At 45.8% G+C, this 21,687-nt stretch carries 22 protein-coding genes; 4 read left to right on the forward strand and 18 right to left on the reverse strand.

The window, feature by feature from the left end; genetic code table 11:
• Positions 1-33: 33 nt before the first annotated feature.
• Complete coding sequence (locus tag FZD51_RS20650; RefSeq protein WP_148976484.1) at positions 34-465, reverse strand: DUF4190 domain-containing protein; 432 nt, start codon at positions 463-465, stop codon at positions 34-36.
• 166 nt (positions 466-631) lie between these two features.
• On the opposite strand from FZD51_RS20650, the gene FZD51_RS20655 reads away from it, so the two are divergent.
• Positions 632-1,201, forward strand: coding sequence for a hypothetical protein (locus FZD51_RS20655; protein ID WP_148976485.1), 570 nt, complete (start codon positions 632-634; stop codon positions 1,199-1,201).
• Between the two features lie 33 nt (positions 1,202-1,234).
• Here the strand turns inward: FZD51_RS20655 and zur are convergent, their stop codons facing one another.
• Genes zur through FZD51_RS20670 form a run of 3 tightly spaced genes read right to left on the reverse strand, consistent with a single transcriptional unit; the run spans position 1,235 to position 3,368 of the window.
• The gene (gene zur / locus FZD51_RS20660; RefSeq protein WP_148976486.1) at positions 1,235-1,648 is read right to left on the reverse strand and encodes a zinc uptake transcriptional repressor Zur; all 414 of its coding nucleotides are present in this window, start codon (positions 1,646-1,648) and stop codon (positions 1,235-1,237) included.
• A gap of 56 nt (positions 1,649-1,704) precedes the next feature.
• Positions 1,705-2,568, reverse strand: a complete 864-nt coding sequence (locus FZD51_RS20665; RefSeq protein ID WP_148976487.1) for a metal ABC transporter permease — start codon at positions 2,566-2,568, stop codon at positions 1,705-1,707.
• Positions 2,565-3,368 (reverse strand): metal ABC transporter ATP-binding protein, encoded by an 804-nt coding sequence (locus FZD51_RS20670; protein WP_148976488.1) that lies wholly within the window; start codon positions 3,366-3,368, stop codon positions 2,565-2,567. The genes FZD51_RS20665 and FZD51_RS20670 overlap by 4 nt, the downstream gene beginning before the upstream one ends.
• 169 nt (positions 3,369-3,537) lie before the next feature.
• Here FZD51_RS20670 and FZD51_RS20675 point away from each other — a divergent pair, with 169 nt between their 5' ends.
• Positions 3,538-3,792: a DUF2624 domain-containing protein gene (locus FZD51_RS20675; protein WP_022544200.1), complete on the forward strand. Its 255-nt coding sequence runs from the start codon at positions 3,538-3,540 to the stop codon at positions 3,790-3,792.
• A gap of 599 nt (positions 3,793-4,391) precedes the next feature.
• Here FZD51_RS20675 and FZD51_RS20685 read toward each other — a convergent pair.
• Both FZD51_RS20685 and FZD51_RS20690 read right to left on the reverse strand, forming a co-directional pair.
• Complete coding sequence (locus FZD51_RS20685) at positions 4,392-5,288, reverse strand: deoxyribonuclease IV (RefSeq protein ID WP_148976490.1); 897 nt, start codon at positions 5,286-5,288, stop codon at positions 4,392-4,394.
• A gap of 28 nt (positions 5,289-5,316) precedes the next feature.
• Positions 5,317-6,627 (reverse strand): DEAD/DEAH box helicase, encoded by a 1,311-nt coding sequence (locus tag FZD51_RS20690; protein WP_148976491.1) that lies wholly within the window; start codon positions 6,625-6,627, stop codon positions 5,317-5,319.
• Positions 6,628-7,011: 384 nt separating this feature from the next.
• On the opposite strand from FZD51_RS20690, the gene FZD51_RS20695 reads away from it, so the two are divergent.
• Complete coding sequence (locus FZD51_RS20695) at positions 7,012-7,584, forward strand: YqfQ family protein (protein WP_148976492.1); 573 nt, start codon at positions 7,012-7,014, stop codon at positions 7,582-7,584.
• A gap of 196 nt (positions 7,585-7,780) precedes the next feature.
• Positions 7,781-8,722, forward strand: coding sequence for a 4-hydroxy-3-methylbut-2-enyl diphosphate reductase (locus FZD51_RS20700; protein ID WP_148976493.1), 942 nt, complete (start codon positions 7,781-7,783; stop codon positions 8,720-8,722).
• 38 nt (positions 8,723-8,760) lie between these two features.
• Here FZD51_RS20700 and FZD51_RS20705 read toward each other — a convergent pair whose 3' ends face one another.
• The 12 genes from FZD51_RS20705 to glyQ form a co-directional block, all read right to left on the reverse strand.
• Positions 8,761-9,876, reverse strand: coding sequence for a Nif3-like dinuclear metal center hexameric protein (locus tag FZD51_RS20705; protein WP_148976494.1), 1,116 nt, complete (start codon positions 9,874-9,876; stop codon positions 8,761-8,763).
• Positions 9,863-10,585, reverse strand: coding sequence for a tRNA (adenine(22)-N(1))-methyltransferase (locus tag FZD51_RS20710; protein ID WP_148976495.1), 723 nt, complete (start codon positions 10,583-10,585; stop codon positions 9,863-9,865). Before FZD51_RS20710 ends, FZD51_RS20705 begins: the two co-directional genes overlap by 14 nt.
• Positions 10,586-10,754: 169 nt before the next feature.
• Positions 10,755-11,120, reverse strand: a complete 366-nt coding sequence (gene cccA / locus FZD51_RS20715; protein WP_148976496.1) for a cytochrome c550 — start codon at positions 11,118-11,120, stop codon at positions 10,755-10,757.
• 193 nt (positions 11,121-11,313) lie between these two features.
• Positions 11,314-12,453, reverse strand: a complete 1,140-nt coding sequence (locus FZD51_RS20720; RefSeq protein WP_148976497.1) for an acyl-CoA dehydrogenase family protein — start codon at positions 12,451-12,453, stop codon at positions 11,314-11,316.
• 96 nt (positions 12,454-12,549) lie between these two features.
• Positions 12,550-13,071, reverse strand: coding sequence for a hypothetical protein (locus FZD51_RS20725; RefSeq protein ID WP_148976498.1), 522 nt, complete (start codon positions 13,069-13,071; stop codon positions 12,550-12,552).
• Between the two features lie 96 nt (positions 13,072-13,167).
• The gene (gene rpoD, locus FZD51_RS20730) at positions 13,168-14,292 is read right to left on the reverse strand and encodes an RNA polymerase sigma factor RpoD (RefSeq protein WP_009791410.1); all 1,125 of its coding nucleotides are present in this window, start codon (positions 14,290-14,292) and stop codon (positions 13,168-13,170) included.
• Positions 14,293-14,340: 48 nt separating this feature from the next.
• Positions 14,341-16,152, reverse strand: coding sequence for a DNA primase (gene dnaG / locus FZD51_RS20735; protein WP_148976499.1), 1,812 nt, complete (start codon positions 16,150-16,152; stop codon positions 14,341-14,343).
• Positions 16,153-16,197: 45 nt separating this feature from the next.
• Positions 16,198-16,665: a YaiI/YqxD family protein gene (locus tag FZD51_RS20740; RefSeq protein ID WP_224951682.1), complete on the reverse strand. Its 468-nt coding sequence runs from the start codon at positions 16,663-16,665 to the stop codon at positions 16,198-16,200.
• A 278-nt stretch (positions 16,666-16,943) separates the two neighbouring features.
• On the reverse strand, positions 16,944-17,762 hold the full coding sequence (locus FZD51_RS20745) for a pyruvate, water dikinase regulatory protein (RefSeq protein WP_148976500.1): 819 nt from the start codon (positions 17,760-17,762) through the stop codon (positions 16,944-16,946).
• A gap of 24 nt (positions 17,763-17,786) precedes the next feature.
• Positions 17,787-18,419 carry a transcriptional regulator CcpN gene (gene ccpN, locus FZD51_RS20750; RefSeq protein WP_009791406.1) on the reverse strand — a complete coding sequence of 211 codons (633 nt, stop codon included), beginning with the start codon at positions 18,417-18,419 and terminating at the stop codon, positions 17,787-17,789.
• 188 nt (positions 18,420-18,607) lie between these two features.
• Complete coding sequence (gene glyS, locus FZD51_RS20755) at positions 18,608-20,680, reverse strand: glycine--tRNA ligase subunit beta (protein ID WP_148976501.1); 2,073 nt, start codon at positions 20,678-20,680, stop codon at positions 18,608-18,610.
• Positions 20,667-21,563 carry a glycine--tRNA ligase subunit alpha gene (glyQ, locus tag FZD51_RS20760; protein WP_148976502.1) on the reverse strand — a complete coding sequence of 299 codons (897 nt, stop codon included), beginning with the start codon at positions 21,561-21,563 and terminating at the stop codon, positions 20,667-20,669. The genes glyS and glyQ overlap by 14 nt, the downstream gene beginning before the upstream one ends.
• Positions 21,564-21,687 lie beyond the last annotated feature (124 nt).

Here is a 21,687-nt window from a genome sequence, read left to right on the forward strand (position 1 = left end):
TCAATTTGAGCCGGTCTTTTTTCACGTTTCCGCCTAAAAGAACGGAAGGATAAAGATTCCGATGATAATGGAGACGGCGCCGATGCCGATTGCCCAGGCCCCGGTTGTGCGCGCCCCTCTCCTGCGCGCTATGAAGCCGAGAATGATGCCGGCAGCGCCAAACAGGATTGGCAGGACAAACAGGGAAAGAATTGAAAGCGCTAAGGCCCCGTACCCCATCATACCGCCAGAAAGGTCCATCCCGGCATTTTCTTCTCCGCGGTAGCCCTCCCCGCTGCTGTCACTTCCCAGCGAAACAGGTGCTGCGATTTCGGCGGCTGTTTCTTCTGTATAATTCCTTGACCCATATTCATTGTTTTCGCCAAGCTCTTCGCTGTGGCGAAGGTCTTGTTCTTGCTGAGAGCGTTCTTGATCTGCCAATATAATCCCTCCGCTTTCAGAAGCCTGATTTGTTAGTAATGGCAAATTAGCTGCCCCCTTCTATAGGGGCATTATTTATTATCTGCTCTTTCCCCCTGTTTTACGATGCTAATGTATGGATAAAAAAACAGGCATTTCTCCTGCAGTCCTTTTTGACGGGCAATAGTTCTGTTAAGATGGTATGAGACATCCATAGAAGGAGAAAAAGCATATGAAAAGATTTGGCATTGATATCGATGGGACAGTGACCTGCCCTTCCTCGATCATCCCCTATTTGAATGAAGCGTTCCAATTAAACCTGACCTTGGAGGATGTAAAAGAGTATGACTTAAATCCCCTGGTTGATATAAGCGAAGAAGAATTTGCAAAATGGTTCCTTGATAATGAACCAAAGATTTATGCCAACTCCCCGCTGGCTTCAGGAGCAAAACAGGTCCTGAAAGAATGGGAAACAAAGCATGAGCTGTACTTTATCAGTGCGCGCGGCTCTTACCTGCAGAAATTGACCGAAGAATGGTTTCTTGAAAACAAGCTTCATTTCCATCATGTAGAATTGATCGGCTCTCATGATAAAATCAGTACAGCCAAAAAGCACAATGTGGATATATTCTTCGAAGACAAGCATGATAATGCAGTTGCAATCCATGAAGAATGCGGCATACCCGTCATCCTTTTTGATACACCTTATAATCGCGACCCGATCCCGGCCGGGGTTATAAGGGTGAAAGGCTGGTTTGAGGCGAAGGCAGCAGTTGAAAAGTGGCTGAAAGCTGAAAAATAAAAAAAACCGGCCCCCTGGCCGGTTTTTCATTTATTAATAAACACAATCCGGGCAGCGGCCGTAAATCTCGAATTTATGGCCGGACACATCGTATCCCTTCAGGTTCTCCTGAAGCCCATTCATTGGGCAAGTATCAATTTCCTTTGTTTTGCCGCAATCAAGGCAGATAAAGTGATGGTGATGGTGGTGGTGCGAGCATGTAAAACGGAAATGTTTCTCTCCGGACAGCTCGGTCATTTCAAAAATCCCCAAATCCACAAATAAAGAAAGGTTCCGGTATATAGTGTCAAAGCTTAACCCGGGATAATCGTCCTTCAATTTATCAAGCACATCTTTGGCAGTCAGGTATTTATTGCTGTCAGAAAAGAACTGCAGCATTTCCTCGCGCTTCCCTGTATGTTTATATCCTTTTTCTTTTAAAAGAATCAAGGCTTCTTCCACATTCATTGCAATCACCTCTTTAAATCGCGCTGCCTTCTCCCGGCAGCTGTTCTTGGCCCTTCCTACGCCCCGGCTTTTTCAGAACCGGCTGCAAATTTCAGGAGCAGGGATTTTATTAAAATGGTCAACACAAGAATTAGGACGGCAATCATCACAATCGTCCCTCCTGGAGCAAGATCCAGGTAATATGAAACCGACAGTCCCCCAAGGACAGAGATTTCACCAAAAATCACCGAAAAAAGAATGGTTTGCTTAAATCCTTTGGCAATGCGGATGCTGGCAGCTACCGGGAGTGTCATCAGGGACGAAACAAGCAAAATCCCGACAATTCTCATGGAAGCCGCAATGACCAGGGCAACCATTACGATAAAAATGAAATGGACACTTTTTGCGGCAATCCCGGATGCCTTTGCATGCTCTTCATCAAAGGAAAGCAAAAATAGCTCTTTATATAATAATACTATAAGAATTGCCACAACGGCGCTAATGATTAAAATTAACCACAGGTCTGTCCTGCTGACTGCACTTACACTTCCAAACAGGTAGCTGAACAGATCTGTATTGAAGCCGTCCGCCAGAGAAATGAAGATCACTCCGATCCCGATGCCACCCGAAAGAATGATCGGTATCGCCAGCTCCTGATAATGCTTATAAACAGCTCTCAGCTTTTCAATAAAAAGTGAGCCTGCAACTGAAAACGCCATTCCCATGTACATCGGGTTCAGGCCGCCGGATAGCATGAGTTTCTTTTCCAGGAGGAGGCTGGCAGCAATCCCTGCAAGTGTAACATGGCTCAGGGCATCGGCTATCAGCGACAGCCTGCGGACAACAATGAATACACCCAGAATCGGGGCTATGATGCCGATAATAATGCCTGTCAAAAAAGCGTTCTGCAAAAATTCATATTGAAGGACTGCGGAGATCATAATGTCCCTCCTTCATGGTGATGATGATGATGGTGATGGTGATCGTCATGATGAAGGACGTGAAGCCCGTGCCCGTAAAACTCAGACACCTCATTCCGATCGAATTCTTCAAATTCTTCTGTCCTTCCATGAAAATGAAGATGCTTATTCAGGCAGGCTACATGCGAAACCTTATCGGTTATCGTACCGATATCATGCGTGACAAGAACCAGCGTAATGCCCAGTTTTTTATTTAAATCCTCAAGCATCTGATAAAATGACTGCACATTCTGTGCATCAACCCCGACAGTCGGTTCATCCAGGATCATCAGTTTAGGGCTGCTGACAAGTGCTCTCGCAATGAAGACCCGCTGCTGCTGCCCTCCGGACAGCTCCCCTATATTGCGTCCGGAAAAAGCAGTTAAGCCGACTGATTCGATCGCTTCCGCAACTTTTTCACGCTCCTGCCTGCCGGCAAAACGGAACAGGCCAAGCTTTTTCGTAAGGCCGCTTGAAACCACCTCAAAAACAGTGGCAGGAAATCCTGTATTGAAGGAGTTCGCCTTTTGGGAAACAAAGCCGATTTTTGATTGGTCCCTGAATTTTCCGATTGGCTGGCCAAACAGAAAAATCTCACCTTTCTGCGGCTTAAGAAGCCCCAGGACCATTTTAAGGAGGGTGGATTTTCCTGAACCATTCGGTCCTACTATCCCAAGGAATGCCCCTTCAGGTACAGTTAAATTTATATTTTCCAGCACATTTTCTTTTTCATATCTATAAGTGAGATTTGATATCTCAATTATGGGAGTTTGATCTTTCATTTTTATCACCTTTTAACATAAGAATGATTCCGATTTAACCTATGTAGTATAACGGAACTCTTCCCTAAAGTAAAGAGAACCGGGCTGAATGGTTTAATTTTATTCTGGAGGCAATTTTCAGTAACATTTCCGGGCTATTGTACATATGGTACAGAGGAGGTGGGAGAAATTGAAAATATTCGAAAACATCATCAATCATAAAGTCAGCACGATAACGACTGAAGAGCTTTTAAAATACGCTAAGCAATTCCAAATATCCATAAATCAGACTCAGGCAAAGCAGATTGCCAATTACTTAAGAGGTAAACAGGTAAACATCTTCCAGGATTCAGAACGCTCCAAGATCATTAAGGAAATTGCCAAAATTGCCGGACCCGACACAGCAAGGGAAGTAAACAAGCTGTTTATGCAATTTACGAAGTGAAATGCGGAGGCGGCTTGCCCAGAGACGACAAGCATAAGACGCCAGAGAATAAAAGGCGTTCTTTGCCTTTAATTCTCTGGTGGCTTATGACTCGAGTCTCTAGCCGCTGGAGCTGGACAAATAGAAATGCGGAAAAGCCTTGTTCAATAAAGGAACGCAGACTAAGAACGCCACGTCCTGTGGCAACGTCTGCATGACCCACATCCTGTGGGCCTCAAGCATAAGGCGCTTATGAATAGAAGGTGTTCTTTACCTTCAATTCCTAAGTGACTTATGACTCGAGGGGCTAGGCTTTGGAGCTGGACAATAGAAATGCCGGGACCTCAATTAAAACTGCTTGTCAATATTAAACGGACGAGTGGAAAAAAATTATAAAAACCCTGTTGATTGGAGTGGAAGGCACGTAGACTCCTGCGGGATCGCAGCGAAAATGTTGAGACCCCGCAGCGCGCAGCGTGAGGAGGCTCAACTTCGCCCCGCGGAAAGCGGAGTGCCTTCAACGGAAATCAACAGCCCCATACCAAGAGAATACTGTTTCATTAATCCCTGTAGCTTTCCCAATATAAATACAGCTGCAGGGTGCTGCAGCTGTATTTCATTTATTTGCCTTCCAAGATGTCCGCAAGCAGGTTTTCATTGAATTCCCTGTTCTTTAGCATCTCAATTTCGTATTTGTATGGAGGCATCTTGCTGTTCTTATCTTCCCCGACAAATGGCGTCTCAAGGATTTTCGGGACTTCTGAAAGCTGCGGATGATGGACGATATAACTTAAAGCGTCAAAGCCGATATGGCCGAAGCCGATGTTTTCATGCCGGTCCTTTTTCATTCCGCGCTCATTTTTGCTGTCATTGATATGAAGCACCTTCAGGCGGTCGATACCGACAATTTTATCGAACTCATTCAAAACGCCATCAAAGTCTTCTACGATATTGTAGCCTGCATCATGTGTATGGCATGTATCAAAGCACACGGATAGATGATCATTATACTTGACCCCATCGATGATCATGGCCAGCTCCTCAAAGTTTCTGCCGCATTCAGAGCCTTTTCCTGCCATTGTTTCTAAAGCAATCTGGACATTTTCTTCACCATTTAGGACTTCATTCAGCCCTTCAATGATTTTTTTGATGCCCTCTTCTGTTCCTGCACCAACGTGCGCACCGGGATGAAGGACGATTTGGCGGGCGCCGATTGCTTCAGTCCGATCTATTTCCGAACGCAGAAAGTTGACTCCCAGCTCAAAGGTCGAAGGATTTGTGGTATTTCCTATATTGATGATATATGGGGCATGGACAATGATATTGTCAATTCCATTGGCCTCCATATGGCGCCTGCCTTCCTCAATATTCAAATCCTCAATCTTTTTCCGGCGTGTATTTTGAGGGGCTCCTGTGTAAATCATGAAAGTGCTGGAGCCGTAAGATACAGCTTCCTCACTTGCGGCAAGGAGCATCTTTTTCCCGCTCATCGACACATGCGAACCAATTTTAAGCATGTCATTCTCTCCCTCCGGCAGCCTGCCTTTATTTCTTTTTAAGCCTTCTTTGACGTTTCTTGATGCTCTCTACTTCTCTTTGTATTTTCTTTTTATATCCAGGCTTTACATTTTTCGGTTTTTTCACACGGGATTGAGCATGGGCATCAATCTCATCCGTCTGCCTTTGCCGTTTTTTCCGCCTGTTGCGGTCGCCCAGATCGATCCATTCGCCCTTTTGAAGATCTACATGCTTGAACTCGATCCCCATCTTTTCCAGCCTGTTCAGCGCATCTTCATCTGACGTCTCATAAATCGTGAGAGCAATGCCCGAAGAACCCGCTCTTGCCGTCCGGCCTACACGGTGGATGTAAAAATCAAGATCTGTCGGCAGCTCATAATTGATGACATGGCTGATTCCCTGAATATCAATGCCTCTGGCAGCAAGATCGGTCGCAACGATATACTGGAATTCCAGATCCACGATCTGCTTCATCATCTTCTTCCGCTCACGAGGGCTGAGATCTCCGTGAATGCGGCCTACTTTCAAGCCTTTTTGCATAAGGGCATCTGCGACTTCATCAGCCTTTTTCTTTGTATTTGTAAAGACGATCGCCAAATACGGATTGAAAGCCTCCAGAGCACGGAAGACAATTTCCGTCTTATTTTTGTGCTTTGAAGGAAGCAGATAATGCTCAATTTTTGCAGCAGCAATCTGCTTTGGCTCTATTTGAACGAATTTCGGATTTTCCAGATACTTTTTCAGAAATGGCTTCAGCTTTTCCGGGATTGTTGCCGAGAATACAAGCATTTGAAGCTTTTCAGGCATCTTGCCTGCAACCTGGTCTACATCTTCAAGGAAGCCCATATCCAGCATCAGATCAGCTTCATCCACGACCAGCATTGAAACGGTATGGACGAAGAGTGCATTTTCCTTGACCAGGTCGTTGATCCGGCCTGGTGTCCCTACTACTACCTGGGGCTGCACTTTCAGCTTCTCAATTGTCCTCTGTTTATCGGTTCCCCCTATAAACAGTTTGGAGCTGATTTCCTCATCGCCTTCAGCCTGCTCTGTTACTTTAAGCACTTCTTTATGGATCTGGGTGGCCAGCTCCCTTGTCGGAGCGGTTATGACAGCTTGTACCCCCTGCCTGGAAGGATCAATTTTCTGGAGAATCGGCAAAATATAGGAATGAGTCTTCCCTGTGCCTGTCTGGGACTGTCCAATCGCACTATCACCTTTAAGGATGATCGGGATCAGGCGTTCCTGAATTTCTGTGGGCTCATAAAACCCGAGCTTTTTAACAGCTTCTATAATAAATGGCTTAAGTTCGTAGCGTTCGAATTTCGTTTCCGTCATAATTAACTCCTTATAGTTAGTGGCCGCAGCCTGAGTGGACAACTTGCCTCACCAGTCTTTGTCCATCATATTATTATAATAAAGTTTCATGCAAAAGACCACCAATACCGCTGATATTATTATTTTAGCCATTCAGGGAATTTTTAATAGGCTTTGGCATTGTTCCATGTTTATTTGGGACTCATCCAGACCGATATTCTGCATGCCGTGTGAAACTCTGGTTCACACAACTAAGCACGGAATCAGCAGCAATCTTCCGCAATAGGCCCTTACTAAATGCCCGGCAAACATGAAAATAGGGAAACATCCGCAGAAACCTAAACCAATTTCATGACAGGTGCATAGCTTACATAAAGAGAAACTTTTAAGTAAAGGAGGCAAATTATGCAGCCTAGACCCCGTTTTCCGATGCAGGGCGGAGGAATGCCGCCGCAATTTAGAGGCCCGATGCAGGCCAGGCCCAATATCGGCCCCATGATGGGACCTATGCAGCAGACACGCCAGGGAGGCGGAGGACTGCTGGCCAAGCTTCTGGGCAAAGGCGGGAATCCAGCATCAGCAGCAGGCGGATTGAATAGCATGCGCGCCGCAGCTCCGGGCGCTGCCAATGCAGCCGGTTCAGGCGGATTCCTGAAGTCGATTGCCAACCCGTCCAGCATCTCGGGATTCTTGTCAAATACACAGAAAATGCTCAATACAGCTCAGCAATTCGGACCGATGGTACAGCAGTATGGCCCAATGGTCAAAAATCTTCCGGCCATGTGGAAACTGTATAGAGGATTGAAGAGCTCCGGAAATGAAGAAAGTGAAAAGGAGGCAGCTTCTGAAACAAAAAAAGCCCCCTCCCCGCCTGAGAAAAGAGAAACTGAGACAGCCGGGTTCCCTCAGCCTTCAGAAGCTCCCAAACGTGCCAAAGCTCCTGGGAAGGGCAGTTCCTCACCCAAGCTGTATATTTAGAATCCGTGAAGAATGCAGCTTTTGCGCATTCTTTTTGTTTTGGCTTCATTCATCCCAGCTTTTGAAAAGATTCAATGATTTTTTCTGCCAATTGAAGGCCCCCTTTTGTAATATCTCAACAAGTCTTATATAATGTAGGGGCAGTTGATTCTCTTAAAAATAAGTTTCAGTTCCACTGCAATGGGAGGATTGGAGAATGGATGTTTTAAAAATTTCGCCGCGGGGCTATTGCTATGGGGTTGTCGATGCAATGGTCATAGCAAGGAATGCCGCTTTGGATAAAAACCTGCCGCGGCCGATTTATATACTGGGCATGATTGTCCATAACAAACATGTCACCGATGCATTTGAAGAGGAAGGCATTATAACGCTGGATGGAGAAAACCGTAAAGATATCATTGAAAAAGTCGACAAAGGCACTGTCATTTTCACGGCGCACGGCGTCTCCCCTGAAATCCGCGAAATCGCTAAATCAAAGGGGCTCGTAACGATTGATGCCACCTGTCCGGATGTGACAAGGACACATGATCTGATCAGGGAAAAAGACTCTGAAGGCTATCAGATCATTTACATCGGCAAAAAAGGCCACCCTGAGCCTGAAGGCGCCCTTGGGGTTGCTCCGCATGCAGTATCTCTTGTACAAACTGCAGAAGATGTCGGCAAACTCACCCTGGACAGCAGCAAAATCATTGTTACCAACCAGACGACTATGAGCCAATGGGATGTCGTCACTGTCATGGACAAGATAAAAGAGAAATACCCTCATGCAGAGTTCCATAAAGAAATATGCATGGCTACCCAGGTTAGGCAGGAAGCGGTCGCCGAACAGGCAGGAGAAGCCGATGTACTGATTGTTGTCGGTGATCCAAAGAGCAATAACTCCAACCGCCTTGCCCAGGTGTCCGAGGAAATTGCAGGCACTACCGCATACCGGATTGCCGATCTTTCTGAACTGAAGATCGAATGGCTGAAAGACGCCAAAAAGGCGGCTGTCACAGCAGGAGCTTCTACTCCTACACCAATAACAAAAGAAGTTATCACTTTCCTTCAGCAGTTCGATCCTAATGACCCGGAAACATGGAAAACCGAGAAGAAAGTGCCTCTCAGCAAAGTGCTTCCAAAAATCAAGAGAGCCTAAAACAAAAGAGCTGCAGCCAACCGCTGCAGCTCTTTCCTTTAGATGAATTTGAAAGGATCCGTATGCACTTCTGAAGGAATAAAATTCACATCGTATCCCTTTTCCCTGGCCATTTTTTCAAGGATGAGCGCCACACCCTTCTTCATGACCTTTTCAACATTGTGGCCGGGATCAATAATGTTCAGGCCCATCATCATGGCATCATGCGCAGTATGATAATACATATCTCCTGTAACATACACATCCGCACCTTTGAATTTAGCCTGGGTAAAATATTTATTCCCGTCTCCGCCCAGGACAGCCACTTTCCTGACAGGAGAGTTCAGATCTCCGACTACCCGGACCCTGTCAAGCCCGAATGCCTCTTTGATTTTTCCCGCGAATTCTTCAAGCGTTGCTTCAGGAACCGTTCCGATCCGTCCGAGCCCAAGTGTTTGGCCTTTATTATCAAGGTGATAAATATCATAGGCAGGCTCTTCATACGGGTGTGCTTTAATCAGTGCAGAAATCACTTTCTTTTCCAGATGATCCAGAAAAATTGTTTCCACCTTGACTTCCTTTACCTTTTCCAATTGCCCTCTGGTTCCTATGTAAGGATCGGCTGAGTCTCCGGGCATGAACTGTCCGGTCCCTTCCGAAGAGAAAGCACAGCAGCTGTAATCTCCGATTGCCCCGGCACCTGCCCTGCCCAGTGCCTCTATCACAGCCTCAGCTGCTTCCAGCGGTACAAAAACAGCCAGTTTCTTCAGGATGGATTCATGTGTGGGCACAAGCACTTCTGTGTTCTCTAAGCCAAGTGCTTCCGCCAGGAGATCATTCACACCGCCCTCAGCCACATCAAGGTTCGTATGGGCCGCATATACGCTTATATCATGCTTTATGAGCTTCTCGATAATCCTTCCGGCTGCTGTATCCGTATTAATTTTCTGCAAAGGCCTGAAGATCGGGGGGTGGTGGGCGATGATGAGCTGTATATTCTTTTCGATAGCTTCATCAACGACCTCCTCCAGCACATCAAGGGCGATCATGACATTATCTGCCTTTTTATTCAGTCCGCCAATCTGCAGTCCGATTTTATCACCTTCCATTGCCAGGTTCTTTGGAGAGAACTCCTCAAACAAAGAGATGATTTGATGGCCGTTAACTTTTTTCACTTTTTACTGCCTCCTCTGCCATAGAGATTTTTTGAACGAGCTCCAGCCTTCTTGTCCGTGTCTCTTCCGAGTCTGCAGCTTTATCCAGTTCCTGCAGGATTCTTTGCCAATTTTTTATTTCATGCTGCCATTTTTTCTGAAAGGCATCCGATCTTTTCTCTGTCAGGAAGGGGCCAAAAAGAAAAGCGCTATTCTCATCCTTTCCCCTGTAGGGACGGAGCGGCTCTCCATGCTCTGCAACCAGGATTTCATATATTTTTCCATCCTCTTCAAGCATATCCTCTTCTACAAGCTCCCAGCCGTTTTCAATCAGCCACTTACGGATTGAAATGGCACTTATATTCGGCTGAAGGACAAGCCTTTTCACAGAGGAGAGCTTATCTTTACCTTCTTCAAGGATACTGGCAATCAAGGCGCCTCCCATACCGGCAATGGCTACGCAATCGACTTCTCCTCCTTCAATTACTTCCAGCCCGTTCCCTTTCCTGACAGCGATCTTATCGCCCAGCCCTTCCTGGGTGACTTGATTTCTTGCAGATTGAAAAGGACCCTCTGCCACTTCACCTGCGACTGCGAAGGGTACTTTGCCCTTAGAGACAACATGGCATGGAAGATATGCATGGTCTGAGCCTATATCAGCGAAGGCTGCACCATCAGGTATATATTCGGCGACCTTGGCAAGCCGCTGCGATAACTGTTCTGTATTCATCTTTTACATCACACCACTTTACATAGATTCAAATTAACAATATTCTCTTAGTATAAGAAAGCCGGAAAGCAATGTCCAGCCGCCCTGCAAGCTATTGATTGAATGCTTGCATAGCATCCCAAAATAAAGAAAAGCCTTTCAAAAGAAAGGCTTTTCTTTAACTGTCACATTATTTCAGGCCTGCCAGCCATTCAGCCATTTCGCCTGCTTTTTCCTGTGGAACAAGCCCTGGCGGCATGGAACCTTTACCGTTAACAACGATGTCAGCGATTTCATCCTGTGAATAGCGGTCGCCAACGCCTGTCAAAGCAGGACCTACCCCACCCTGATACTGGTCGCCATGGCAGCCGATACAGCTCTGTTTATAAATGTCTTCCGGGTTGGCAGCAACCTCTTCAGTCTGTTCTTCTCCGCCGCCTTCCTGCTCGGCCGCAAGGTCCTTTGCATCGCCCAGCCCTTTGAAGGAAACGAGGAACATTGCCCCAATGCCTAACACAGCAATCAAGAGAAACGGAATTAATGGATTACGGTTCATGTTTTAACCTCCCTTATGTAAGAACATCTCAGTCAAGTATATTATATAATACAAACAATCTCTATTTTACTTGAAAACCCCTGGAAGGAAAAGCCCTAAACTGAACTTTGTCACAGTATGTTCGAAATTGGAAGATTCCGCCTCTGTTTGCCGGCAAAATGAAAAAGCTCCATCTAAATGGAGCCAGTTGCCCTTAACAGCCGATCTGCCGCGCAATCACCATACGCTGTATTTCTGACGTCCCTTCTCCGATTTCCGTCAGCTTCCCATCCCTCATATAGCGTTCTACATGATAGTCCTTCATATAGCCATAGCCTCCATGGATCTGGACAGCCTGGTCAGCCACTTCCATGCAGATTTCCGATGCATACAGCTTGCACATTGACGATTCTTTCGTAAATGGCTTTCCCTGGTCCTTAAGCCATGCTGCTTTGTAGACCATATTCCGGGCAAGCTCGATTTTCATCGCCATATCAGCGAGCTTGAACTGGATAGCCTGGAACTGGGACAGCGAGCGGCCGAACTGAGTCCTCTCTTTCGCATACTGCAATGCTTTTTCATAAGCAGCCTGGGCGATTCCGACAGCCATGGCGCCTATCCCTATCCGGCCTCCATCCAGTGTAATCAGGAATTGCTTAAAACCTTCACCTTTTCTGCCGAGCAAGTGCTCAGTCGGCACACGCACATCTTCCATCACAAGCTCTGTGGTATTAGAAGCATTAAGCCCCATTTTTTCGTAATTATCGATCACCTTGAAGCCTTCTGCATCTGTCGGCACAATGATGGCGCTGATTTCTTTATCCGCCCCGCTTCCGCCCGTGACCGCTGTAATGGCCAGATGCTTTGCATAGCTTGCATTTGTAATATAGCATTTGCTGCCATTTATGATGAACTCCCCATCATTTTCTACCGCGCTCGTCCTTGTACCGCCTGCATCTGATCCCGCGTTAGGCTCTGTGAGCCCAAAAGCCCCAAATGATTCTCCCGTGCAGATCGGAACCAGATACTGTTGCTTTTGCTCTTCAGTCCCAAAAAGATAAAGGGGTGCCCCGCCAAGGGAGATATGGGCTGAATAAGTGATCCCCGTCGAACCGCATGCCCTGCTGAGCTCTTCAGTCACAATGGCAAAACTGACTGTATCCGCCCCTCCGCCGCCGTATTCTTCAGGGAACGGCAGCCCCATCACACCCATTTCAGATAATTTATTAAATATTTCTTTAGGGAATTCTTTCGTCCTGTCCCTTTCCAGTGCACCGGGAGCAACTTCTTCATCAGCAAACTCCCTGATCATTTTCAGAATCATATTCTGTTCGGCAGTCAATTCAAAATTCATGCAAATCCCCCTCGAAGTTTTGTATACGCTTTCATTACCATTATACGAGGAAGGAATTAATTTTCTCAACATTAAAAAACTTTAAAATTTAATTTATTATATGAAAATAGAAATAATAATGATGATAAGTCCTACAAGGCCGGATATTCCAAAATAGTGCTGACGGAATTTCCAGGCAGCCGCAATCCAAAGCAGACAATTAAGCATTAAAGCTCCATACAAGGCTGTATTATGATGCGGGAAAAAATAAGATGCCATTTCAACCGATATCAAAAGCAATATTAAAGCCGAAACCGCGAGAGGCAGTTGCGGCGCAATTCCTTTATTAGTAAAATAAATAGCAAGAGAAACTCCAGTAATTGTAAAAAAAATCAGAAGGCCCATTTGCAAAATGAAAGATAATTCAGTAAAATAAATGAATAACAGCGACAGAGGAATCAGCAGCAAGAGAATGATATTGAGAAAATAAAACCCTTTTGCCTTTCGAGCTTTATCCTTCGGCCGATTCCCTTCTGTATACAAAGCAAGCAGATAATCACAATAATGCTCAGGAAGCATGCGATTATCCTTCCAGTATAAAATTTCTTTTACAATAATGTCTTTTCTCGCTTTATCCATATCCACCCATCCCGTCCGGAAATCCAAAGGCATTTTTTTCAAAAAAAATAGTTTACCTCTATTTTAAGAAGTAAACTATTTTCTGACAATGTTTTTTTATTCGAGGAAGTCTTTAAGCCGCTTGCTTCGGCTTGGATGCCTCAGTTTGCGAAGTGCTTTCGCCTCGATTTGGCGGATACGCTCCCTGGTTACGCCGAAGACTTTTCCGACCTCTTCCAGAGTGCGCGTACGCCCATCATCGAGCCCGAAACGCAGCCTCAGGACATTTTCCTCACGGTCAGTGAGCGTATCAAGGACGTCTTCAAGCTGTTCTTTCAGGAGTTCATATGCAGCATGCTCAGATGGCGAAGTCGCATCCTGGTCTTCAATGAAGTCGCCGAGGTGGGAGTCATCTTCTTCCCCAATCGGCGTTTCGAGTGAAACAGGCTCCTGGGCAATCTTAAGAATCTCCCTGACCTTATCCGGTGTCAGATCCATGTCTTCCGCAATTTCTTCCGGAGTCGGTTCGCGGCCGAGATCCTGGAGAAGCTGACGCTGCACCCTGATAAGCTTATTGATTGTTTCCACCATATGGACAGGGATCCTGATCGTCCTTGCCTGGTCGGCAATCGCCCTTGTAATGGCCTGGCGTATCCACCATGTTGCATACGTACTGAATTTGTAGCCTTTACGGTAGTCAAATTTCTCAACTGCCTTAATAAGGCCCATATTCCCTTCCTGGATCAGATCTAGGAACAGCATGCCCCTTCCGACATACCTTTTGGCAATGCTGACTACGAGCCTCAGGTTGGCTTCTGCCAGCCTTCTCTTTGCCTCTTCATCGCCTTCCTCGATCCGCTTGGCCAGGGATATTTCCTCCTGTGCAGAAAGAAGATCCACACGGCCGATTTCTTTCAGGTACATGCGGACGGGATCATTGATTTTAACTCCTGGAGGAACGCTTAAATCGTTTAAATCAAATTCCTCTTCACCCTTGGCAAGCTCCTGGACATTAGGGTCCGCATCATCGTTGTCGCCGACAAGCTCTACCCCCTGATCTCCAAGAAACTCATAAAACTCATCCATCTGATCGGAATCCAATTCAAAGTTGGATAGCCTTTCCGCGATATCGTCGTATGCGAGAACCCCGGTTTTCTTTCCTACTTCCGTTAACTGTTCCTTCACTTGCTCCATGGTCAACTCTGAATCAACCTCTTTTGAACGGGCTGACTTTTCAGCCATAAGTCCCCCTCCTTCCAAAAATCACAAACCAGTCGTATAAAAGCTTATCTATAGCAATTTACGCAGTTGAATAATTTCCATTGCAATCGATGCAGCCCTTGCAAAGTCATTCTGCCGCTCGGCTTCCTTCCCTTCAGCCTGCTTTTCCTTTATCATTAACATCTTTTGATAATTCAACACCTGCTTAATATAGTCATTGAGCTCCTGCTCTGTCAGCTCATCATTGACCGACATCATCTCGATATCCGCAATGATCCGCTTAAGCTTCGCATCTTCAACGAAATTTAAGAAGGCGCTTGGATCGGGGCTATTCCCCTTTTCATAAAAAGCAAATAAATAAGTAATGATAGCCTGATGATCATCAATGTTAAAGGCGCTGCCTCCGAGAAGCTCCTGAACTTTATAAGCAGTATCGCTGTTTCTCAGCATATGGGCAATCAATCTTCTTTCAGCTGTATGAAAAGCAGGCTTGAGCGAATCCTGTCGCCGTGAAACGATCATTTGCTTCTTTTGTGCTGGGGCAGAACTGCCCTGGTTTTTTCGTTTCTCGGCAAAGTATATCTGCTTTTGCTCCTGCTTCAGCGCTTCCAGTGACAGAGAAAATTCATTAGCCAGCTGGCGCATGTAATGATCTCTTTCAACAGCCTTATCAAGAAGGCTGATTTCCTTAAGTACTTCTTCTATATATAGAAGCCGATCTCCTTCATCCTGGAGCTTTTTGCCCCTTCTATAATAAAGAAACTTGAACGCCATGTGGGTAATGCTGGACTCGATTACATCATTGCGAAACTTTTCAGCTCCGTGCTGTTTGATGTAGTCATCCGGGTCCATGCCATCAGGCAGCATGGCAACCTTGATGCCGCAGCCAGCCTCAGACAGCATTTTAGCGGCTTTAAAGGCCGCCTCTATTCCGGCATTATCCGAATCATAGCAAATGGTGACAGACTCAGTATTTCTCCTGAGCATTGCAACATGTTCAGGCGTCAGTGCAGTCCCCATTGTGGCAACCCCATTCTCAACAGACGAACGGTCTGCAGCAATAACATCCGCGAATCCTTCAAAAAGGACCGCCTGGTGTGTCTTGCGGATTGCCGGTCTTGCCAGGTGGAAATTATATAAGATTTTACTTTTATTAAAGATTGCTGTCTCCGGACTGTTCAGATATTTGGGCTCATTTCCGGCCCCGAGCGATCTTCCGGAAAAAGCAATCGTGTTTCCTTTGCGGTCAAAGATCGGAAACATGATCCGATCACGGAAGCGGTCAAAATAACTGCCATCTCTGTCCCTTTTGATGATAAGCCCAGCTCTTTCCATGAATTCAGGATTGAATTTCCTTTTTGCAAGGAACTTGCATACAAAATCCCATGAATCCAGGGAATAACCGATCTGGAACTTCTCAATCGACTCTTTGGTAAAGCCTCTGTCAAGCAAATACTCCAGTGCGTGCTGGCCATCCTTTGTGTTCATTAACAAATGATGGTAAAATTTCCGGAGAAGCTCATGCGCTTCTATCATCTGCTGGAGATTTTCGGGCAGCGAGCTCTGCTTTGCAGATGCGGCTTCAATATCAAGCTGAATCCCCGCTCTTTCTGCAAGTTTGACAGCAGCTTCCTGAAAAGAATAGCCTTCATGCTCAATCAGAAACGAAAACACATTCCCTCCGGCTCCGCAACCAAAGCAATGGTAAATCTGCTTTTCAGGGGAAACAGAAAAAGATGGCGAGTTTTCTCCATGGAATGGACATAAGCCAAAATAGTTCCGCCCCTGTTTCTTGAGCTGAACATGATCACCGATTACATCGGCAATGTCTGTAGCCTGCCGGATTTCATCCAGTTTCGCTTCGGAAATTCGCTCTGCCATGAGAACAACTCCATTTTTACTTATGAGGTATTCGTGATAAAAAAGCTATTTTCCTGCAAGATTCGACAAAATCTTTGTCAATTGCTTCACAAACCTGCTCCGGTCTTCCTGGGTGAAAGGCTTAGGGCCTTTTCCATATTGCCCCCGGCGCCTTGCTTTGGCACTGAGATACCTCATATCCAGAGCGGTATGGATATGCTCTTCTTCGTATAAGGTTCCCCTGGGAGAAAGAACATAAACCCCTTTAGGCAGCAGGGTTGAGGCAAGGCCGATATCCTGTGTGACCGCAACGTCCCCCTTTTTCACATGATTCATGATGAACAGATCTGCTGCTTCTTTGCTTGAATCAACAAACTTCCAGACAGCCCCGCCAAAGTCATTTACCATATGTGCGTAGGAAGCGACGAAAACCGGTTCGATTTCAAAGCCTTTGGCAATTTCGACAATTTCCATCTTAACAGGACAAGAATCAGCGTCAACCAGGATGCTTCTTTTCCCTAATGTACTAGTAATTCTACATCACTCCGCATATTCCTTCTTTAATAGAGCAACTTTTCATAAGAGATTCATGTCGAATTTTTTTTAGATGCCTGCCTTGACTTCTCACAATAAATAGTTTATTCGTTATGTGGTAAGTCTAAACCTAATGATGAATATTTTTATCACAATTTTTTATTATAGTGCATAAAAGTCAGTTTTGCCATTATTTTTTACTGTACAGCCCTAATTTTCTCATTAACCGGAATGTACTGCCTAAAATTAGAAAAAGCACATATTCACAAGAGTATGTGCTACTTTGCAGAAATATTTCTCCGGTAGAGGTCAAAAATGACGTTTGCCGTTTCTTCCACTGCCTTATTTGTTACATCGACGACAGGACAGCCGATCCTGGTTACGATCTGGTCAAAATAACCTATCTCGCTTTTGATCCGTTCAAGATTGGCATAGCTGGCATTATCGCTCAAACCGAGGGAAATGAGCCTTTCCCTCCTGATATTATTCAGCTTTTCAGGGCTTATTTTTAAGCCAAAGCACTTGGAAGGCGGTACCTGGAACAGCTCCTCAGGCGGATCAACTTCCGGGACGAGCGGGACATTCGCGACTTTAAGCCGCTTGTGGGCGAGATATTGGGATAATGGCGTCTTCGAAGTCCTTGAAACGCCGACAAGCACAATATCAGCCTTAAGGATTCCCCGTGGATCGCGGCCGTCATCATACTGCACAGCAAACTCGATCGCTTCCACCTTTTTGAAATAGTCATCATCCAGCTTCCTGACAAGGCCCGGCTCATACAAGGGTGTTTCGCCGCAGATCGACTGTATCCTATCCATCAATGGCCCGATGATGTCGATTGCATAAATATTTTCCCTGGCTGCTGCTTCCGCCATATAACTGCGGATTTCAGGCTTTACCAATGTAAAAGCAATCATTCCCTGGTCCATTTTCGCGAGCGATAATACCTCATCGATATTAGATTTATCTTCTACATAAGGAAATCTCTTTATTGTCAGATCGCTGCCATTGAACTGGCTGATGGCCGCTTTCGTCACTAACTCTGCCGTCTCTCCCACTGAATCGGAAACAACATAGATGATCGGCACTGTACCCATTGCTCATCCATCCTCTCTTCAAAATCACCTTTGTTCTGCAAGTGCAAGGAACGCCCTTGTCAAATTGGTCTTTGTGATCCTGCCTGTTACTTCAAAGCCCTTATCGGTTTCTTTCACGACCGGCAAAGCGTCTATCTGTTTTTCGATCAGCAGATTCGCTATTTCAATCAGCAGATCATCTTTTTTGCAGGTTGTAATATTAGGCATCCTCGTCATGATGATATTTACCGGAAGGGCTGTAAGCTCCTGATTTCCGATGCTTGCCCTCAGCAGGTCCTTCCTGGACAAGACGCCGACCAGCAGAGAAGATTGATCGACAACGAATAATGTACCGACATCCTCCAGGAACATCGTAACAATAGCATCATAGACCGATACATTTTCATTCACGACCACCGGGATGGACTGATAATCCTTCACCAGCAGCTTCTGCAGGCTTTCAGTCAAAAGCTGGGCACCTGTCTTGCCGGTATAAAAATAGCCGACCCTCGGCCTTGCATCCAGATAGCCAGCCATGGTTAATATAGCCAGATCAGGCCTTAAGGTTGCCCTTGTCAGGTTCAGCCTCTCTGCAATATGTTCACCTGTGATTGGACCATTTTCTTTCACGATATCCAATATTAATTCTTGTCTTTTATTAAGCTCTATTGTCCTCACCACCTTGCTTGCCAGCTAATAATGTTATACTTTTATAAAAATATTATATACTATTTGCTATAAATGAAAAGAATGATTTGACAATTAACCTGGCATATAGGAAAAAATTTCAAAGAGCCTGTCGGAATTTTTGACAGGCTCTCTGCATAATCATATCTTTTAGCAAGCTAAAAAGCAAAAATTACTTCTTACTTGACCACTATTTCATTTACCTTGGCAAATGCCTGGATCAGTGATGCGATTTCAACCATCATGCTCAAACGGTTTTCCTTCAAAGCAGCGTTATCGGCCATGACCATTGTATTTTCGAAATAGGCACCGATCTCAGGCCTCATAGATACGAGCAGAATATAATATTCTTCCTCTTCAACACCATTGCCGATCTCTGCGGAAACTTCAAGGAAACGGCTGTACAGCTCCGTTTCTTCCTTATTTTCAAAAAGCCCCTGATCAACCGCTGCAGGGTGTTCTGCTTTGGATGCAATATTCAGCACACGGCTTAAAGCCTCCATGCTCTCTTTAAAGCCGTCTTCTCCTTTGCGGGCATTCAATACTTCCGCTCTCTTAATTAAAGAAGCCATTGAACCGATTTTTCCTGATAAAACGGCATCAATAATATCGTAGCGGATGCTGCGCTCCTGCAGAGTATGCTTGATGCGGAGTTTAAAGAAGGACAGCAGTTCATCATATACCTGCTCTTCCTCTTTCTTTCCGACGCCTGACTCTTTGACAAGCGCAAGCGACTTCTTGATCACTTCTTCAAGCTCAAGCTTCCATCCCTTAACAAAGAGGATCTGGACGATGCCTGCTGCCTGCCTTCTTAAAGCGTATGGATCCTGCGAGCCGCTTGGAATCATGCCAATTGCAAAGAAGGAAGAAATCGTATCCAATTTCTCAGCAACTGCAAGGACTGCCCCTTCATTGCTTTCAGGTGCAGAATCCTCTGCATTCCGCGGCATATAATGCTCATTGATTGCTTTAGCAACAGCGGCATCCTCACCTTTTTGGGCAGCATATTTTTCACCCATGAAGCCCTGCAATTCAGGGAACTCATATACCATCTGTGACACCAGATCAAATTTGCTGATTTCCGCGGCACGGTCAACCGTTTTCTTTTCTTCGGAATTGAGGGAAAGCGATCCTGCAAGCTCATTGGCAAGCTTTCTAACTCGTTCAACTTTCTCAGCAAGGGTGCCGATCTCCTCATGGTAGACGATGCTGCCGAGCTTCTGAAGCGCTGACTCAATATCCATCTTCTGGTCTTCCTGGTAAAAGAAAGCTGCATCAGCGAGTCTGGCGCGAAGCACTTTCTCGTTCCCCTTTGCCACTTGTTCAAGGTGGTTATGATCACCATTGCGCACAGTGATAAAGTAAGGCAGCAGTATTCCTTCTGCAGACTTGACAGGGAAATAGCGCTGATGCTCTTTCATGCTAGTGATCAGCACTTCCTCAGGAATTTCAAGAAACTCTTCCTCAAATTTTCCGAAAAGCGCCGTTGGGTACTCAACAAGGTTTGTTACTTCCTCGAGCAGATCCTCATCCACTGGAATCACCCAGTTATTTTCCTCTGCCAGGCGTTCAATCTGGCTGCGGATCCCATTTTTTCTTTCCTCTGCATTGACAAGGACGAACTGGCCGAGCATGCTTTTTTCGTATTCAGCAGGCTCAGTGATCTCAATTTTCTCTCCAAGGAAACGATGCCCAAGCGTCCAGTTGGATGCAGGCACCCCGGCAATTTCAAACGGGATGACATCTTGGCCGAAGAGAGCCATGATCCATTTAATTGGCCTTACATACCTCATATCCCTGTCTGCCCAGCGCATATTTTTAGGGAAAGTAAGGCTTTCCGCGATATCCTTCAGCTCCGGCAGGATAGAAGCAGTCTCTGCTCCTTTGATGAACTTATTCACATGAGCATATTCAATGCCGTTTATTTCTTTGAAATAGATATCATCCACACCCAAGCCCTGGCCGCGTGAAAAGCCGATTGCAGCTTTCGACCACTCTCCTGCATCGTTCTGGGCGATTTTCCTGGCCGGACCTTTCGCCTCTTCATGGATATCCTCCTGTGTTTCACTTACATCCTTTACAAGGACAGCAAGACGGCGGGGAGTTGAAAAAGCGCTGATTCCTCCGTGCGGCACCTTCTTTTCTTCCAGCCACTTTTCCACTTTGGAAGCAAGCTGGTTCATCGAATCTGTTACAAATCTTGCCGGCATTTCCTCAAGGCCGATTTCAAGCAATAAATCACGCTTCGCCATTTTCAACCTCTCCCTTCCGCTGTAAAATCGGGAAGCCTAATTTTTCCCGTTCTTCATAGAATGTTTTGGCGACCTTCCTCGCCAGGTTCCGGCAGCGTCCGATATAACCGGTCCTTTCTGTTACAGAGATGGCTCCCCTCGCATCGAGCAGGTTGAAAACATGGGAGCATTTCAGCACATAATCATATGCCGGATGAACCAGCCCTTCTTCCATCTGTCTGTGAGCTTCTTTTTCATAAATATTAAACAAGTTAAAAAGCATATCCGGATCAGAGGTTTCGAAAGTGTACTTGGAATGCTCATATTCAGGCTGCAGGAAGATGTCCCTTACAGTGAATCCTTCAGTCCACTCTAGATCAAAGACATTCTCTTTATCCTGGATATACGAAGCAAGGCGCTCGATCCCGTAGGTGATTTCCACAGAAACAGGCTTACACTCAAGGCCGCCGACCTGCTGGAAATAGGTGAATTGGGTGATTTCCATTCCATCAAGCCACACTTCCCAGCCTAATCCGGCACATCCGAGGGAAGGATTCTCCCAGTTATCCTCAACAAACCTGATATCATGCTCCAAAGGGTTAATTCCAAGAGCGCGAAGAGAATCAAGATACAGCTCCTGGATATTGTCAGGAGACGGCTTCATGATCACCTGGAACTGATGGTGCTGATAAAGACGGTTTGGATTCTCGCCATACCTTCCATCCGCAGGGCGTCGTGAAGGCTCTACATAAGCCACATTCCATGGCTCAGGCCCAATCGCACGCAAAAACGTGTACGGGCTCATCGTCCCTGCACCTTTCTCGACATCATAAGCCTGCATAAGGATGCAGCCCTGCTCTGACCAGTGCTTCTGCAAAGTCAGAATCATATTTTGAATATTCATCCTGGCACCTCCAATAGGTATTTGTGTAATCAGAGCATCGGGAAAAATGCACAAAAAAACTCCCATCCCTATGCTCCAAAAAGCATAGGGACGAGAGTTACCCGCGGTTCCACCCTATTTGCTG

Origin of the sequence: Bacillus infantis (genome assembly GCF_008180445.1) — a bacterium.
Lineage (GTDB): Bacteria > Bacillota > Bacilli > Bacillales > Cytobacillaceae > Bacillus_AB > Bacillus_AB infantis_B.

Coding starts and splice junctions, on each gene's coding strand:
- FZD51_RS20655 (WP_148976485.1), top strand. CDS start 632: ATGAAAAGATTTGGCATTGATATCGATGGGACAGTGACCTGCCCTTCC.
- zur (WP_148976486.1), bottom strand. CDS start 1,648: ATGAATGTGGAAGAAGCCTTGATTCTTTTAAAAGAAAAAGGATATAAA.
- FZD51_RS20665 (WP_148976487.1), bottom strand. CDS start 2,568: ATGATCTCCGCAGTCCTTCAATATGAATTTTTGCAGAACGCTTTTTTG.
- FZD51_RS20670 (WP_148976488.1), bottom strand. CDS start 3,368: ATGAAAGATCAAACTCCCATAATTGAGATATCAAATCTCACTTATAGA.
- FZD51_RS20685 (WP_148976490.1), bottom strand. CDS start 5,288: ATGCTTAAAATTGGTTCGCATGTGTCGATGAGCGGGAAAAAGATGCTC.
- FZD51_RS20690 (WP_148976491.1), bottom strand. CDS start 6,627: ATGACGGAAACGAAATTCGAACGCTACGAACTTAAGCCATTTATTATA.
- FZD51_RS20695 (WP_148976492.1), top strand. CDS start 7,012: ATGCAGCCTAGACCCCGTTTTCCGATGCAGGGCGGAGGAATGCCGCCG.
- FZD51_RS20700 (WP_148976493.1), top strand. CDS start 7,781: ATGGATGTTTTAAAAATTTCGCCGCGGGGCTATTGCTATGGGGTTGTC.
- FZD51_RS20710 (WP_148976495.1), bottom strand. CDS start 10,585: ATGAATACAGAACAGTTATCGCAGCGGCTTGCCAAGGTCGCCGAATAT.
- cccA (WP_148976496.1), bottom strand. CDS start 11,120: ATGAACCGTAATCCATTAATTCCGTTTCTCTTGATTGCTGTGTTAGGC.
- FZD51_RS20720 (WP_148976497.1), bottom strand. CDS start 12,453: ATGAATTTTGAATTGACTGCCGAACAGAATATGATTCTGAAAATGATC.
- FZD51_RS20725 (WP_148976498.1), bottom strand. CDS start 13,071: ATGGATAAAGCGAGAAAAGACATTATTGTAAAAGAAATTTTATACTGG.
- rpoD (WP_009791410.1), bottom strand. CDS start 14,292: ATGGCTGAAAAGTCAGCCCGTTCAAAAGAGGTTGATTCAGAGTTGACC.
- dnaG (WP_148976499.1), bottom strand. CDS start 16,152: ATGGCAGAGCGAATTTCCGAAGCGAAACTGGATGAAATCCGGCAGGCT.
- FZD51_RS20745 (WP_148976500.1), bottom strand. CDS start 17,762: ATGGGTACAGTGCCGATCATCTATGTTGTTTCCGATTCAGTGGGAGAG.
- glyS (WP_148976501.1), bottom strand. CDS start 20,680: ATGGCGAAGCGTGATTTATTGCTTGAAATCGGCCTTGAGGAAATGCCG.
- glyQ (WP_148976502.1), bottom strand. CDS start 21,563: ATGAATATTCAAAATATGATTCTGACTTTGCAGAAGCACTGGTCAGAG.